The sequence below is a fragment of the Ilumatobacteraceae bacterium genome (genome assembly GCA_033344875.1).
In the GTDB taxonomy this organism is placed as follows: Bacteria; Actinomycetota; Acidimicrobiia; order Acidimicrobiales; family Ilumatobacteraceae; genus Ilumatobacter.
On record JAWPMO010000001.1, the window covers coordinates 2,154,361 to 2,169,935 of the forward strand.

The following is a 15,575-nucleotide window of genomic DNA, read 5'->3' on the forward strand; positions in this document are numbered from 1 at the left end:
TGCGGCAGCGGCCGCTTCGGGGCTACCGCCGTCCTACATCGACGTCGGCGCCGAGATGCCGAGCAGGCCGAGACCGTGTTCGAGCGTGCGGGCGGTGACGTCACACAGTGCGAGCCGACTGGTGCGCAGCGGCTCGTCGGCCTTCATCACCGGGCAGTGCTCGTAGAACGAGGTGAAGTCCTGCGCCAGCTCGAACAGGTACGTGCACAGCTTGTGCGGCGAGTACACGGCGAGCGTGTCGTCGAGCGCGGTCGGGTACGCCAGCAGGCGTTTCGCGAGGGCACGTTCCTGATCGGTGCCGAGATCGACCGCGCTCGCACGGACGGCCGTGCGTTCGACCTCGGCGCGCCGGAAGATCGAACAGATGCGGGCGTGGGCGTACTGGAGGTACGGCGCCGTGTTGCCCTCGAAGGCGAGCATCCGGTCCCAGTCGAACACGTAGTCCTTGATGCGGTCGGTGGACAGGTCGGCGTACTTCAGCGCGCCGATGCCGATCATCCGTGCGATCTCCGACCGCTCGTCGGCTGTCAGGTCGGGGCTCTTCTCGGCGACGGCGGCCTCGGCCCGCTCGACGGCCTCGTCGAGCAACTCGATCAGCTTGACCGCGTCGCCGCTGCGGCTGCGCAGCATCTTGCGGTCGTCGCCGAGCACACTGCCGAACGCGACGTGCACGGCTTCGGCGGGCGGCGTGAGCCATCCGGCCATCTTCGACACCTCGAACACCATCTGCAGGTGCTGCGCCTGCGGTGCGCCGATCACGTACAGCAGCAGGTCGGCGCCGATGTTCTCGGTGCGGTCGAGCACACAGGCCAGGTCGCTGGTGGCGTACATGAACGCGCCGGCGCTGGAGCGCACGATCAGCGGGAGCGGCTCGTTCTCACGGTTCGTGAACCCGGGCACGAACACGACCTGCGCGCCGTCGCTCTCGGTCATCAGACCGGCCTGGTCGAGGCGGTCGTACACCTCGGGCATCAACGACTCGTACTTGCTCTCGCCCGCCAGGTCGTCGTCGGTGAGCAGGACGCCGAGCTTGCGATACACCAGGTTGAAGTAGTCGGTCGACATGTCGACGAGGCGCTGCCAGATCGCGATCGTCTCGGGCTCGCGGGCCTGGAGCTTCACGACCCGCTCCCGGGAGCGTTCCTGGAACTCCTCCGACCCGGCGAACTTGGCGTTGGCCGCCTTGTAGAACCCGTCGAGGTCGCCCTGCTTGAGCCCCTCGGCCGCGACGTCTTCGCCGATGTCGAGCAGGTGCTCGATCATCATGCCGAACGGTCGACCCCAGTCGCCGATGTGGTTCTCGCGGATGACCTCGTGACCCTGGAACTCGAGCATCCGCACGAGTGCGTCACCGATCACGGTGGTGCGGAGGTGACCGGCGTGCATCTCCTTGGCGACGTTCGGCGCCGAGTAGTCGATGATCACCTTGCGGTGGTGCTCGGCGGGCTCGACGCCGAGACGTTCATCGGCGGCGACGGCACCGAGTTGCCCGGCGAGGAACGCCTCGGAGAACGTCAGGTTGATGAATCCGGGCCCGGCGATCTCGACCGAGTCACACACGTCGCCCAGTACGCCGGCGTCGAGCACCCGCTGGGCGATCTCACGCGGGTTCGACCCGATCTGCTTGGCCAGGGGCAGTGCACCGTTGACCTGAGCGTCGGCACGGTCGGACGGACGGACGACGGGATCGACGTCAGTCGCGCCGGGGCGGCCGGCGATCTCGGCGAAGACGGGAGTGAGCAGATCGGAGACGAGGGAGATCGGGTCGGCCACCTCGCCATTGTGGCCGCTCGACCCGCCACGACCACCGACGAATTGTGGAAACGGCGGACGGATCACCGAGCGAGGCGTCGCGGGCCAGTGCGACCAGGCGGGTCGCCCGCTAGATTCGCGGTGCTGCCGCAACTCGGCAGTCCCCGCCCTCGTAGCTCAGGGGATAGAGCATTGGCCTCCGAAGCCATGTGCCCAGGTTCGAATCCTGGCGAGGGCGCTGACCGCCTCCGGCCCCCGATCAGACCCCTGCCGGGTTCGGCATGCACGGTCTGAGGTGCACGGTCTGACATGCACGGTCTGACATGCACGGTCTGACATCCCAGAGATGCTGAGTCCCCGGGCCCGGTGTTCTCGGGCCCGGGGAACTCCGACGATGTGTTCAGCCCTGCCGGGCGGCGTTGACGTCGATGACGATGTGCGTGTCGACCAACGAGACGATGCAGATGTCACCATCGGCATCCACGGGCGCCAAGACGGCGTTCGCCACCGTCTCGCCGGCCACGAAGTTGAGGTTCGAGGCCACCGGCACGGACGAGCCGCACCGGTAGACGGTCACGAACCCGATGTCGGCCGGCTCGGTCACCGTGACGTTGACGATGACTCCGGTGGCGTCGGCGTTGATGCCGCCGCGGCCGACGACGTGCACCGTGAACGGCTCATTGCCGACGAGTGGTGTGCCGGTCGTGCGGGTGTCGACCAGACGGGTCGGCGCCAGGGCCCTGACGGTTCCGTCGGCCTCGGACGGCGAGAACGTCCCGTTGACATCGACCACGAGGTGAGCGGCCGCCAGCGTGAACACACAGACGGCGCCGTCGTCGTCGAGGAGTGCCAGGACGGCGTTGGGCACGGTCTGACCGGCGACGTAGTTGACGCTGGAGACCGTCGGGACCTCTTCGGAGCAGGGATACACCGTGACGAATCCGAGTGCCTCGGGTTCCGTGACCGTGACGTTCAGCATCGCTGCCGTGGCATCCGCCGGCACGCCGTCCAGGTCTCGGACGACGATGCGCTGCACGGACCCCGCCGTCGGCTTGCTGTCCTCGTTCCGGGTGTCGAGGACCCGCTTCGGGCCGAACGGCGTCAGACCGTCCGTCCCCTCGGCGGCGCTGTAGGCACCGTTCAGGTCGACGACGAGATCGAGATCGACCAGGGCGTACATGCAGACCGCGCCGTCGTCGCCGACCTTCGCGGTGACAGCGTTGGCCACGACCTCGCCCATGGCGAAGTTGACGTTGGATGCCAGCGGAAGATCCTCGCCGCATGGGTACACGGTCACGAAACCTTCAGCTGCCGGATCGACGACGGTCACGTTGAGCGCCACCGACTCGGCGTCATCGGGCACGCCGGCGATACCGGCGACCGGGACCCGCAGGACATCGCCGGCACCGAGACGCTCGGTCGACCGGGTGTCGACGAGGCGGGTCGGATCGAGGCGGACGAGCAGCGGCCCGTGGGCCTCGACGGGCTCCTCTTCGTCGACTTCGATGGTGCCGCTGAAGTTCATCTGCACCGAGCCGTGCTCGTTCGTGGCCGTGATCGAGAAGCTGTAGTCGCCGGTTGTCGTCGGCGTGCCGGTGATCGCTCCGGTGATCGGATCGAGTGTCAGGCCGGCCGGCAACTCACCTGCGGTGACCGAATACGTCGGAGCCGGCTGACCGTCGACGGCGACCGAACCGGAGAAGGGAACGCCGACGGGAATCTCGCCGAGCGTGGGTTCGGCCGGACCCGAGCCGGGGGCGCCTTCGACCGTTCCACTGAAGTCGGCCGACACCGTTCCGGCGGCATTGGTGGCCTGGACGGTGAACGAGTAGGGGCCGGTGGCCGTCGGGGTACCGGCGATGACGCCGGTGATCGAATCGAGCGTCAGGCCCGCGGGGAGCGTGCCTGCCGACACGGAGTAGGTCGGCGCAGGGGAACCCGATGCTCCGACGGCATCGGTCAGCACGGTGCCTTTCACGAGCGGGGCGATCGTGCTGTCGGTGAAGACGGGAGCGACCATCGGGTTGACGGTCAGCACCGCCACGTTGCTGGTCACGTTGCCGCTCGAGTTCGAGATGCGTGCTCGGTAGTGATTGCCATCCATGTCGTTCGTGACCATGAGCATCAGGTGGCCTTCCTCCCCGCCACTGAAGTTGGTCCACGTCTCACCTTCATCGGTGCTGACCTGCCACTGCGCGACCGGCGTCGGGACCCCGGAAGAATGGGCATGCAGCATGGTCGTGGTCCCGGCATCGGCCGTGTGGGATTCGGGCTGCTTGGTGATGACCGGAGGCGACGTCACGGACAGGGTGCCGGTGCCGGTCGCCGACTCGGTCGGAGTCGCGGGGTCGTCGGCGACCGTGACGGTGATCGTGGACGTTCCGGCCTCGACCGGCGCGTCCCAGGTCAGGCGCGATGACAGCAGACCGGTGATGTCGGCGATGCTCCCCTCGAATGCCAGGGTCGTCTGGTTCGTGAAGCTCGGCGTCGGCGCGGTCAGCGAGACCGTGTACCCCGACGTGTTCAGGCTCAGCGTGCCGGACCCGACCGGGATCGACACGGTTGCGTACACGGTCCCGGCGACGAACTCGGCGACGGTGACGGGGACGACCTTGTCGGATCCGCTCGCATCTTGCTCGACGTCGACGACATCGACGCGAGCGCCACTCCAGTTGATCACGATCGCTCGCGAGTCGGCTGGTGCGCCGCTCGTGATCGTCGCCGTCACGGTATCTCGGCCACCGTTGGTGCCGGTGTAGCAGAACTGCGCAGCGCCCGAGGCGTCGGTCACATCCGAGCCGGACTCCGAGCTGTTGGCGCCGGCGACCGTGAAGGTCAGCGTCGCGCCTTCGACCGGTGTCTCGGTCTCGCCGTCGGTCGTGGCGGCGAGCGTATCGATGCACACAGATGCGTCGCGAGCCAACGTCGTCGACGGAGACGCATCGACGGAGAGCGTCGATGTCGTGACGGTCGTCGAGTCGGTGCCCGTTCCCGGACCGGTGGTCACGGTCGCGGTGACATCGTCCTCACCTGACTCGGCGACCTCGTAGCAGTACACCGCCTCGCCGTTGACGTCGGTCACCTGCGAGCCGACCGACTCACCGTCGACGAAGAACTCGACGCTGGCGCCTTCGACCGGCGTGCCGCCGGATGTCACGGTCGCAGTCGTGCACACCGTGTCGCCGGGGCGCGGTTGCTCGGGAGTCGTCGACAGCGAGACCGTCGACGGCAAGGTCACCGAGTCGCCACCGAGGATCACCGTGTGGGTGCCACTCTGCAACGCGAGCTGCGTCAGCGGGAACTCGCCCGTGGCCACGAAACAGTTGTGCCACGGCGCAGCGATGTCGCTGTCGGTGAGGCCGGGGAACTGTGCGTATCCGGCAGCGGTCAGCGACGGCGTGCTGCCGGAGCAACCCGCGGTCGAGGCGGACAGGTCTGTGAACAGCGAGTTCAGCCATCCGTAGGACTGCGACTGCGCGAACAGCGCGCCCCCACGGTTCACGTGCGCGGCGATGGCCGGACCACGGGCGTTGACCACGGCGGCCTCCGTGTTGTCCATGCCGTTGCCGCACCAGTTCTGCTCGACGATCTGGATCATCTGGTAGTTCGATGTACCTGCCAGCACCCCGTCGAACAGGGTGCCGATCGCCGCTGCCCCGTCGACGTAGTCGACGGTCACTTCGCCGGACGCCAAACGTTCGGCGATGTAGTGCGCCGCAGCGCCACAGTTGTTCGAGGTCGAAGTCGAGTCCGAGGCACCGACGATCGCGACCTTGCCGTTGTGTTCGTACGACGACGGAACGCCGGCCAGCAGCGTCTCCCACGCCTTGAGCTCGTAGACCCACGTGCTGTTGAGTTCGCTCGCCTTGGGGACCCCGCTGCCGTCCAATGTGATCGAACCGTGGAGGCCGGCGTCGGTTCCGTCGAGAATGACCGGTCCGCCCGCCTGCGTGGCGCCGACGGGGGCGGCCGACACCGTCGGTGTCGATCCGAACGGACCCGTCACCGTGGCGCAGGACGCAAGCGCAAGGAGCCAAGCGCCCCCGACGCGCCGGCGCCGTTTGTCGGATCCTGAGGATCGACCTCGTTTCGAATACGGAGACTTGAACATACGACTTCCTTCTACATGTGGCGGCACGGAGGCACCGGTTGGGCTCCGGTGGTGTGTATCGGTGGGGACCTGTCGAAACTTGACCGCGAGTTCACATCAGCCGGGCGATGACGTCGGATGTGCTCCGCTCGGTACCGTCGTCCGCATGAACGACCGTCGAGATCGGGGCATGGACGTCGGCGAGTACCTCGAGTGGATCGGTTTCGGCGGCACCCCGCAGGTCGATCTCGCCACGCTGACGCAACTCCAGCAGTTGCACATGACCGCGGTGCCGTTCGAGAACCTGTCCATCACACAGGGCGTCCATCTGCCGACCGACGCCGAGTCGTCGTACGACAAGATCGTGCGGCAGGGTCGCGGCGGCTGGTGTTTCGAGCTGAACGGGGCGTTCGGTGCGCTGCTCGAGGCGCTCGGGTTCCGGGTCACCCTGCTCGGTGCGGCCGTGCTGCTCGACGGCCCGAACCAGGTGATCGAGCACCTCGCGCTCGAGGTGCTCGTCGATCAGCCGTATCTGGTCGACGTCGGCTTCGGCGACTCGTTCATCCAACCGCTCGCGCTCAACCGCGCGGGACCCCAGGACGGCGGCAACGCCACGTACGAGCTGATCCCCAGCCCGCAGGGCACCACCCTCACCCGCCACATCGACGGATTCCCGACTCCCGAGTACCGCTTCAAGCGGGTGGCGCACACGCTCGACGACTTCACGGCGGTGTCCGATTCGATGCAGGTCGACCCCGACAAGAACTGGCGGTCCAAGCCGTTCGCGACCCGTCTGCTCGACGGTGGTCCCGACCGGATCACCGTCACCCGCAACCACCGCAAACTCGTCCGCGACGGCGTGGTCGACGAGGAGCCGCTCGAGGGCGATGCCTGGGAGCAGGAGCTGGTCGACTGGTTCGGGTTCCCGTATCGCGTCTGACGTCCGACTCGACGTCACGATGCCCGGATGCGGGAAGATCATGCTGCACGGATCACTCGAGGAGAGCCCATGACCGACACCGCAGCACCGGAACGGATCCCGTTCGTCGACTATCTCGTCCTCGACGACGGCGACCCGCATCTCGTCGCCCACGAGTGCACGACGTGCGGGGCCCGGTACTTCGACCGCCGCAACGCGTGTGCCGGCTGCTTCAACACCGAGTTCCGCACCGTACCGGTCGCCACCGAGGGCGAGGTGCGGTCGTTCACGATCGTCACGTTCGCCGCTCCCGGCGTCGAGGTGCCGTTCGTCGCCGCGGTCGTCGACTGTGACGGCACCAGCGTCCGCGGCAACATCGTGAACTGCCCACCCGACCCCGACCACGTCTCGCTCGGGATGCGGGTTCGCCTCACCACGATCTCGATGGGCACCGACGACCGCGGCATCGAAGCGGTCAACTACGGATTCGAACCAAGCTGACGACATCGCGAGTTGTGCCAGGCACAACTCGCGATGCGAAAGGACAGGACAATGAGCGCGAGTGACGACATCTGGATCCTCGGGATCCACATGACCAAGTTCGGCAAGCACTTCGACCAGGACGTGGTCGACCTCGGCGCCGAGGCGATCATGGGAGCGCTCGGTGACGCCGGGGTGACGATGGCCGACATCGGCGTGCTCGCCGCCGGCAACCTGATGGGCCGGGGCGGGATCGCCCAGCAACTGCAGAAGCAGGTCGGCCAGACCGGCATCCCCGCCTACAACGTGTCGAACGCGTGCGCCACCGGCGCCACCGCGCTGCGCACCGCGATCATGGCGATCAAGGCCGGCGAGGTCGACATGGGCCTCGCGGTCGGTGTCGAGAAGCTGGCCGGGGTCGGCCTACTCGGTGGCGGCGGCGTCGCCAAGAGCGACGGCGACGAGTGGGAACCGTCGGGCCGTTACGGTGCCGTCGGCCCGGTCGACGGCCGGATCGGCACCGAGGCGATGCCCGGTGTGTTCGCCCAGGTCGGCATGGAGTACGGCCACAAGTACGGCGGGACGAGCTTCGAGCTGTTCGCCAAGATCAGCGAGAAGAACCACTCGCACTCGACCCTCAACCCGCTCGCCGCCTATTCGAAGGCGATGTCGCTCGAACAGATCATGGGCGACGTCATGATCGCCTACCCGAACACCCGGCCGATGTGCTCCGCGAACTGCGACGGCGCCGCAGCCGCGGTCGTCGTCAACGGCGAGAAGCTCAAGACGCTGTCGCTCGAGCAGCAACGCCGGGCCGTCAAGGTCAGCGCGTCGATCCTCACCTCCGATCCGTGGCAGGAGGCGTGCCAGGTGTTGCCCGACGTGAACACGCTCACCCGCAACGCGGCCACACAGGCGTACGAGCAGGCCGGGGTCGGCCCCGACGATCTCGACCTCGTCGAACTCCACGACTGCTTCGCCACCGCCGAGCTCGTCCACTACGACAACCTCATGCTGTGCGAGCAGGGTGGCGCCGTCGACTTCTTCGAGTCGGGTGCACCGTGGCGTGACGGTCGCATGCCGGTCAACGTCTCCGGCGGACTCCAGTCGAAGGGCCATCCGATCTCGGCGACCGGTATCGCCAACATCTGGGAGGTCGCCCAGCACGTCCGCGGCGAGGGTGGGCCACGTCAGATCGAGGGTGCCAAGATCGGCCTCGCCCACGTGATCGGGCTCGGCTCGGCGTGCGGCATCCACATCCTGGAGAAGTCCGGTTTGGCGGCCGCCTGATGGGCCGCCGTACCGTCGCCGACCTCGTCGCCGAGGCGAAGAGCCGCATCGAAGAGCTGTCGGTCGAACAACTGCAGGCCGAGATCGAGGCCGGTGACGTGACCGTCGTCGACATCCGCGACGTACGCGAACGGTGGGACAAGGGCGCGATCCCAGGTGCGAAGTCGATGCCGCGCGGCATGCTCGAGTTCTGGTTCGATCCCGAGTCGCCGTACTACCGCAGCGGTCTCGAGTTCGACCGTCGCTACGTGCTGCACTGCGCCGGAGGACACCGCTCGGCACTCGCCGCCGACGTGCTGCAAGAACTGGGCTACACCAACGTCGCCCATCTGACCGTCGGGTTCAACGGCTGGAGCGAGGCCGGCGGTGCGGTCGAGGCGGTCCACGCCGACCCGAAGTACTTCCGAGCCGCCGAGACCTGACCACGATCTGCTCGGACGTGGCAACATGGCGCCGATGTCCGACGTGATCGAGCGATTCCGCGCCGGCGACCCCGATGCCGTCCGCGCGATCTATCGCGAGCATTCCGGCGCCGTGCACACGGTTGCGAGGTCGATCGTGCGCGACCGCGAGCTCGCCGCCGACGTCGTCCAGCAGACGTTCGTCAAGGCGTGGCGGGCGGCGCGAACGTTCGAGGGCGACCGCGAGATCGCCCCCTGGCTGTACTCGATCGCTCGCCACACGGCGATCGACATGGTCAGGTCCGAGTCGAAGCCCACGCGCGGTGGCCATGCACCCGAGACCGATGTCGGCGTGCAGCCCGAGACGTTCGAACGCACCTGGGAGCGGTTCGAGGTGCGACGTGCGATCGACGCCCTACCCGACGGCGAGCGTGACGTCGTGCGCCTCTCGCACCTGGAGGGCCACACGCACGAAGCGATCGCGGAGCGTCTCCGGATCCCCGTCGGCACGGTGAAGTCACGCTCCGGGCGCGCCCACAAGCGGCTGGCCGCAGCGCTGGCCCATCTCACCGCGAACCACGACGCCGCGGCCGACGTAGTGCACACCGAGGACCCGACATGACCGACCATCTGGACTCGCTCCCCGACCCGAGCGACGACGAACTCGCCGCACTCGCGGCGCTGCTGTCCCGCGCCGAGCCGTGGGACGAACCGCCGCGCGACCTCGAGGACGCCGTGGTCGCGGCGATCGCCGACGAGGCAGCGACAGCTCGTCGGCTCACGGGCCCGTCGAGGGCCGAAACCCGAGCGCGTGCCGTCTGGTCGCGGAGCCGGATGCTCGGTGCCGCGGCGGCGATCGCGGTGGTGGTCGCCGGACTCGTCCTGATGACGCGGGGCTCGACCGATGGCGTGACCTTCGCGCTCGAGGGCACCGACGCCGAGCCGGGGGCGACGGCGAGCGTCGTCGTGTCCGCCACCCCTGCCGGGCTCAAGATCCTGCTCGATTGCGACGGTCTGCCCGGCGCACCCGAGGGCTACATGTACGAGGCGTGGGTCGGTGACGGCACGATCGGTGTCAGCGCCGGCACGTTCCACCTGCGCGGCGGCGACGGCCCGATCGAGTTGTGGGCCGGCGTGACCGGCAACGAGTTCCACCGGCTCTGGATCACCCTCGAACCGATCGACGACGACGCTGCGTCGTCGTCGGATGCCCGGATGCGCGGCGAGTTCTCGCTGCCCGACGACTGACCGGACGGGCCGCCCGACCGCGCGGTCAGTAACCGGTCGGTGGCGGGGGCGTGTCGCCGTCGAGGCCTGCCGCCTCGATCAGCGCGCCGAGCAGGCTGCTCGCCCCGAACCGGAACGTCGCCGGCCCGACCCAGCCGTCGCCCATGACGGCTTCGGCCAGTCCGATGTACCGCTCGGCATCGTCGGCGCTGGAGATACCGCCCGACGGCTTGATGCCCACGGGACGACCGGCCTCGGCGATGACCTGCATCATCGTGGTCACGGCCTCGGTCGTCGCCGACACCGCCGACTTGCCCGTGGAGGTCTTGATGAAGTCGGCGCCCTCGCCGACGGCGAGTTCGGCTGCCGCTCGGACCACGTCGGTGTCGACCAACTCGCCGGTCTCGAGGATCACCTTGAGCCGTGCCCGGCCGGCGCTCGCCGAGCGCACGGCGCGCACCATGGCGGCGGCGTGAGCGTGGTCGCCCGCGGCGAACGCCCGATACGGCAGGACGAGGTCGATCTCGGTGGCGCCGTCGTCGAGCGCGCGCTCGGTCTGCCCCACGACGGAGAAGACTCGTTCGTCACCCGTCGGGAAGTTCACGACCGTCGCGATCCCGACGTCGGTCCCCGCCAGTTGGGTCGCCGCGGCAGCGACGAAGTCGGGCCACACGCACACCGCCGCGGTCCCGTACCGGCGCGCCCGCTCGCAGAGTGCGATGACGGCCGCCTCCTCGCAGTCGTCGTTGAGGTTGGTGAGATCGACGAGCGAGATGGCTCGTCGGGCGTCGTTCTGAGTCATCGGGGGCACCTCCTCGGTGGGGTCTCAGCGTACCGAAGTGGTGGCGTCGGGTCGCTCGGCTTGACCCAGCGGGCTGTAACCGCTTTCATGGTTGGGCCCGTCACGGGTGTCCTATGAGCGTCAACGTCACCCAGCCGAGCCACTTCCGACGGGAGCGCGCGACGATCGAAGACGTCGCCCGGGCCGCCGGCGTCTCGGTCGCCACCGTCTCGCGTGCGCTCAGGAACCTCCCGAACGTTGCCGACTCGACCCGGGCGCGCGTCGAGGCAGCGGCGCTCGAACTCGACTATCGCGCCGATCCGGCGGCGTCGCGACTGGCGACCGGTAGGTCGCGCTCGGTCGCCGTCGTCGTCCAACTCCTGAACGGCTGGTACTCGTCGCACGTCGTCGCCGGGGTCGAGGCCGTGTGCGCCGAAGCCGGGTACGACACGATCGTGGTCGGCGTCGGCCCTGGCTCGCGCGACCGCGACGTGTTCTCGGCGGCCGACGCGATCCATCGACGTGTCGACGCCATCATCTTCGTCGACGTCCGGGTCTCGTCCGAAGAACTCGCCGCGCTCGCCGAGCAGTCGCTCGCACTCGTGTCGGTCGGCCACGAACTCCCGCAGATTCCCTCGGTCGGTATCGACGACGTCGAAGTCGGCCGCATCGCGGCCCGCCACCTCATCGGTCTCGGCCATCGCCGGATCGGGCTGATCAACGGCCCCGACGAGCTCCCGTTCGTCGTGCCGCACCACCGGCAGAATGGTTTCGAACAAGCGATGCGAGAGGCCGGCCTCGAGCCCGATCCCGCCCTGTACGTGCCCGGCAACTTCACGGTCCAGGACGGCGCCGACGCGCTGAACACGCTGATGGACCGCGACGATCCGCCCACGGCGATCTTCGCGCTGGCCGACGAGATGGCGTTCGGCGTGATCCTGGCCGCCGACGAGCGCGGCATCGCGATCCCCGACGACGTGTCGCTGATGGGCGTCGACGACCACGATTTCGCACCGGTCGTCGGCCTCACGACCGTGCACCAGGACGTCGCCGAACACGGCGCTCGTGCCGCCCGTCTCGTCGTCACCCAACTCGGCCACGTCGACGACTCGATCGACACCCAGCCGGCGCCGATCCGCTTGGTCGAGCGCCGGACCACGGCGCCGCCGCGCACGGTCTGAACAACCCGGAGGTCCCCGCCGCTCAGTAACGGCCGGCAGGGTCCGGTAGCGTCGTGCGACGTGAATCAGGTCAAGACCCGCCTCCAGTCCCTCGGCCTCCTCGATCGCGCGTTCGCGAATGCGACCGACGACGAACTCCAGTCCGCGATCGACGCATTGGGCGACGAACACCGCGACGCGCTCGACGAGCTCGTCGGCGGGACGGCGTCGGCCGAGTCGGTCCGTGAGGCGATCAGCAAGGGCCGTCTCGACGGCACGATGGAGAGCGCTGCGCTCGTGCTGACCGATGCCTGCCTCGCCGAGTGCATCGAGGAGCTGGGTGAGCACGCCGACCACCCGACGAGCGAACAGCTCCGCGAGGTGCTCCCCGGTCTGGTCGAGACGCACGGCAAGGCGATCTGCCAGCTGATGCTCGCATCGACCGTCGCCGGCGAGGCACCGGCCTCGGCGATCATCCGCGACCTCCTCAAGAACGACGACGACTACCAGCTGCCGAAGGCCGAGCCGAAGCCGATCAGCCCGATCGTGCAGGGCCCCGACGTCGACCCGGCCGAGCGTGCCGCGATCAAGGCGAAGCGCAAGGAGATGAAGCAGCGCAAGCAGGAAGAGGCTCGCGCTCGCCGCGAGCAGGCCCAGGCCGCCAAGCGCCGCTGACCACCGTCGGGCCGATGCTCGCCGATCGGATCGACGATCTGCGGCGAGCGCCTACAGCGAGACGAACGGCGATCGACCGAGCGGTCTCACCCGTCGTGAGGCGCTCGAGCACCTGGGCGCGTGATCAATCGCCGGCGCCCGCCCGGGCGCGAACCTCGAACTCGTGGTCGAGCAACCAGGCCTTCGCGTCGAGCCCACCGGCGAATCCGGTGAGGTGGCCGTTGCTGCCGACCACCCGGTGGCACGGGACCACGATCGGGATCGGGTTCTTCCCGTTGGCGGCACCGACGGCGCGCGCCTTGTTCCTGTCGCCGAGCATCGTGGCCTGCTCGCCGTAGCTGACGGTCTCACCGAACGGAATCCGGACGAGCGCATCCCAGGCCAGATGCTGGAACGGGGTGCCGGCGGCGGCGAGCGGCAGGTCGAAGTCGGTTCGCTCACCGTCGAAGTACTCGCCGAGCTGCTCGACCGCGAGCGCGAGCGGCGCATGATCGCCGGCCTCGACGTCGACGATCTCGGCGTCGCCGAGCATCGCCTCGTGGCCGCTCTCACCGTCCCAGTCGATCGCGACGACGGCGTCGTCGTTCGCGACGATCGTCAACGTGCCGATCGGGGACGGCATCGTGGTGCGGCGGTAGGTCGTGTTCATGTCCGTGTTCATGTCCGTGTTCATCTTCGTCTCCATCTTCGTCGTCATGTCGGGGTCGTTCCGGTCAGAGCGAGTTCCAGAGGTGGTGCATGGCGTAGGTGCGCCACGGCCGCCAGCGTTCGGCATCCGCGACGTCGAGGCCGATCGCGGCGAGGGCGTGCTTGACGCCGAGGTCGGTCCCGAGGAACACGTCGGGGTCGCCGAGCCCGCGCATGGCGACGTACTCCGCGGTCCATGGCCCGATCCCCTTCACCGCCAGCAACCGCTCGATCGCTACGGGCCGGTCGATACCGGCGTCGATCACGAGATCGCCGCCGGCGATCATGCCTCCCACCCGCTGCAGTGTGGCTGCCCGCGCTGTCGGCATCGGGAACGCCGCCGGATCGGCGGCCGCGATGCGATCCATCGACGGGAACACGTGGGTCAGCGAAGCGTGCTCGACGTCGAGCGGTTCGCCGATCGCATCGGCGAGGCGCCCCGTGACGGTGCGGGCGCCGGCGACGGACACCTGCTGGCCGACGATGGCTCGGACGATCGTCTCGGTCGGGTCGACCGAACCCGCGGCGCGGAGGCCCGGCGTGGCGGCGACCAGTGGCGCGAGTGCGGGATCGTGCGAGAGGGCTTCGTCGATGGCGACCGGGTCGGCGTCGAGGTCGAGCAGTCGGCGGACGCGCCACACGGCGGGCGCCAGGTCTCGCCAGTCGGCGAGCCGGAACGACGCAGCGACGTAGCCGTCGGCCAGCCGGATCGCGACGGTGCCGTGTCCCCGGGGCAGCGCGAGCGCGCGCTCGTACGTCTCACCGTCCCAGATCTCGACGCCCGGCACCGCCCGACGTCCGAGGAAATCGAGCAGCTGTTCGCCGGCGAAGGGGTCACGCACCGGGAGTCGTACGGCGACCGTGCCGGTCGCCGCCGTTGCCGCACCCGCACTCGACCGGCTTCGCAGGTCACTCGGAGCACCGGCGAACACCTCGCGGACCGTGTCGTTGAACTGTCGGACACTGCCGAATCCGGCGGCGAACGCGATGTCGGTCATCGTCATGTCGGTCGTCTCGATCAGCACGCGAGCGGTCTGCGCCCGTTGGCTGCGTGCGAGGGCGAGCGGCCCGGCGCCGAGTTCGTCGGTGAGCAGCCGGTTGAGGTGACGTGTGCTGTAGCCGAGTCGGCCGGACAGGCCGTCGACGCCTTCCCGATCGATGACGCCGTCGGAGATCAGCCGCATCGCCCGGGCGACGAGGTCGCTGCGGAGATCCCACTCCGGCGACCCGGGCGCCGCGTCGGGCCGGCACCGCTTGCACGCCCGGAAGCCCCGCTGCTGTGCCGCCGCCGCCGACGGGTAGAAGTCGACGTTCGTTCGCTTCGGCGTGACGGCCGGGCAGCTCGGTCGGCAGTAGATCCCGGTGGTCCGAACAGCGATGTAGAACCATCCGTCGAACCGCTCGTCGCGGCTCTGCGCAGCCCGGTAGCACCGGTCGGCATCGAGGTGGATGGCGTCGCTCACAGGCACCATCATGTCAGCCCCCACCACGGAGCATGAGCGGGAATCGGACACCACGATCGGCGGCTGAAACCCGCTGACCGGGCGAACATGGGGTCAGCGGTCGACGGGCGCACTCACCGATGTGTCCGCGAGCGGATCATCACCGTCGACCGATGCGCCGACACGCTCGTCGATCACGATCGCCATTTCCCGACACCGTGCGAACGTCGCTGGTGACCTCGACGATCTGGGCCGAGGTGCTCCCGTTCAGCTGTTCTCGCGGAGGCGCTTCAGTTCTGCGCGTTCTTGCAGCCGGCGCCGGCGTCGATGCCGCCAGACGAAGCCGATCGATTCGGCACCCAGGACCGCCAACCCGAACGTGATGAGCAGGATCAGGATCAACGGCAGCTGGGTCTCGAACCACAGGAACTCGAAACCGACATCGTGCGTGTTCTGGAATGCGACCACCACGAGGAGCGCGAGCGCCGCCACCAGGGCGAAGCCCGTCCACATGATCCCGGTTCCCCGGTACTCCTCGACGGTGTCGGCGCGGTCCGCCGAACGCGCGGACGACGCCTCGTCGGTTTCGGACGATTGATCGCGTGCCATGACGAGCACATACCCGGTATCGGGCAGATCGACACGTGGGTGCGATCGTGTGCCAGCGGGTC

At 68.7% G+C, this 15,575-nt stretch carries 14 protein-coding genes and 1 tRNA gene; 9 read left to right on the forward strand and 6 right to left on the reverse strand.

The genetic code is table 11. The features are described 5' to 3' along the window. Nucleotides 1-33 precede the first annotated feature (33 nt). A complete protein-coding gene (argS, locus tag R8G01_10215) occupies nt 34-1,773 on the reverse strand; it encodes an arginine--tRNA ligase (GenBank protein MDW3214362.1) in 1,740 nt (579 codons plus the stop codon). A gap of 145 nt (nt 1,774-1,918) precedes the next feature. Here argS and R8G01_10220 point away from each other — a divergent pair. Continuing rightward, nucleotides 1,919-1,990: transfer RNA gene (locus tag R8G01_10220), tRNA-Arg, on the forward strand. Nucleotides 1,991-2,152: 162 nt separating this feature from the next. Here the strand turns inward: R8G01_10220 and R8G01_10225 are convergent. Further along, nucleotides 2,153-5,728: a putative Ig domain-containing protein gene (locus R8G01_10225; GenBank protein MDW3214363.1), complete on the reverse strand. Its 3,576-nt coding sequence runs from the start codon at nt 5,726-5,728 to the stop codon at nt 2,153-2,155. Between the two features lie 280 nt (nt 5,729-6,008). On the opposite strand from R8G01_10225, the gene R8G01_10230 reads away from it, so the two are divergent. From R8G01_10230 to R8G01_10255, 6 genes are all read left to right on the forward strand, one after another. Beyond that, complete coding sequence (locus tag R8G01_10230) at nt 6,009-6,782, forward strand: arylamine N-acetyltransferase (GenBank protein ID MDW3214364.1); 774 nt, start codon at nt 6,009-6,011, stop codon at nt 6,780-6,782. Between the two features lie 69 nt (nt 6,783-6,851). After that, a complete protein-coding gene (locus tag R8G01_10235) occupies nt 6,852-7,262 on the forward strand; it encodes an OB-fold domain-containing protein (protein ID MDW3214365.1) in 411 nt (136 codons plus the stop codon). A gap of 51 nt (nt 7,263-7,313) precedes the next feature. Next, on the forward strand, nt 7,314-8,531 hold the full coding sequence (locus R8G01_10240) for a thiolase family protein (GenBank protein ID MDW3214366.1): 1,218 nt from the start codon (nt 7,314-7,316) through the stop codon (nt 8,529-8,531). Then, nucleotides 8,531-8,953 (forward strand): rhodanese-like domain-containing protein, encoded by a 423-nt coding sequence (locus tag R8G01_10245; GenBank protein ID MDW3214367.1) that lies wholly within the window; start codon nt 8,531-8,533, stop codon nt 8,951-8,953. Before R8G01_10240 ends, R8G01_10245 begins: the two co-directional genes overlap by 1 nt. Before the next feature lie 34 nt (nt 8,954-8,987). Further along, nucleotides 8,988-9,554 (forward strand): sigma-70 family RNA polymerase sigma factor, encoded by a 567-nt coding sequence (locus R8G01_10250; protein MDW3214368.1) that lies wholly within the window; start codon nt 8,988-8,990, stop codon nt 9,552-9,554. Further along, nucleotides 9,551-10,180, forward strand: coding sequence for an anti-sigma factor (locus R8G01_10255; protein MDW3214369.1), 630 nt, complete (start codon nt 9,551-9,553; stop codon nt 10,178-10,180). Before R8G01_10250 ends, R8G01_10255 begins: the two co-directional genes overlap by 4 nt. A gap of 25 nt (nt 10,181-10,205) precedes the next feature. Here the strand turns inward: R8G01_10255 and deoC are convergent, their stop codons facing one another. Next, complete coding sequence (deoC, locus tag R8G01_10260; GenBank protein ID MDW3214370.1) at nt 10,206-10,961, reverse strand: deoxyribose-phosphate aldolase; 756 nt, start codon at nt 10,959-10,961, stop codon at nt 10,206-10,208. 113 nt (nt 10,962-11,074) lie between these two features. Here deoC and R8G01_10265 point away from each other — a divergent pair, with 113 nt between their 5' ends. Further along, entirely contained in the window at nt 11,075-12,121 is a 1,047-nt protein-coding gene (locus R8G01_10265; protein MDW3214371.1) for a LacI family DNA-binding transcriptional regulator, read from the forward strand. A 60-nt stretch (nt 12,122-12,181) separates the two neighbouring features. Beyond that, a complete protein-coding gene (locus tag R8G01_10270) occupies nt 12,182-12,775 on the forward strand; it encodes a hypothetical protein (GenBank protein ID MDW3214372.1) in 594 nt (197 codons plus the stop codon). A gap of 124 nt (nt 12,776-12,899) precedes the next feature. On the opposite strand, the gene R8G01_10275 is transcribed toward R8G01_10270, so the two are convergent. The 3 genes from R8G01_10275 to R8G01_10285 form a co-directional block, all read right to left on the reverse strand. Beyond that, entirely contained in the window at nt 12,900-13,472 is a 573-nt protein-coding gene (locus R8G01_10275; GenBank protein MDW3214373.1) for a methylated-DNA--[protein]-cysteine S-methyltransferase, read from the reverse strand. A 16-nt stretch (nt 13,473-13,488) separates the two neighbouring features. Continuing rightward, nucleotides 13,489-14,925, reverse strand: a complete 1,437-nt coding sequence (locus tag R8G01_10280) for an AlkA N-terminal domain-containing protein (GenBank protein ID MDW3214374.1) — start codon at nt 14,923-14,925, stop codon at nt 13,489-13,491. A 246-nt stretch (nt 14,926-15,171) separates the two neighbouring features. Beyond that, nucleotides 15,172-15,513 carry a lipopolysaccharide assembly protein LapA domain-containing protein gene (locus R8G01_10285; protein ID MDW3214375.1) on the reverse strand — a complete coding sequence of 114 codons (342 nt, stop codon included), beginning with the start codon at nt 15,511-15,513 and terminating at the stop codon, nt 15,172-15,174. Nucleotides 15,514-15,575: the final 62 nt, after the last annotated feature.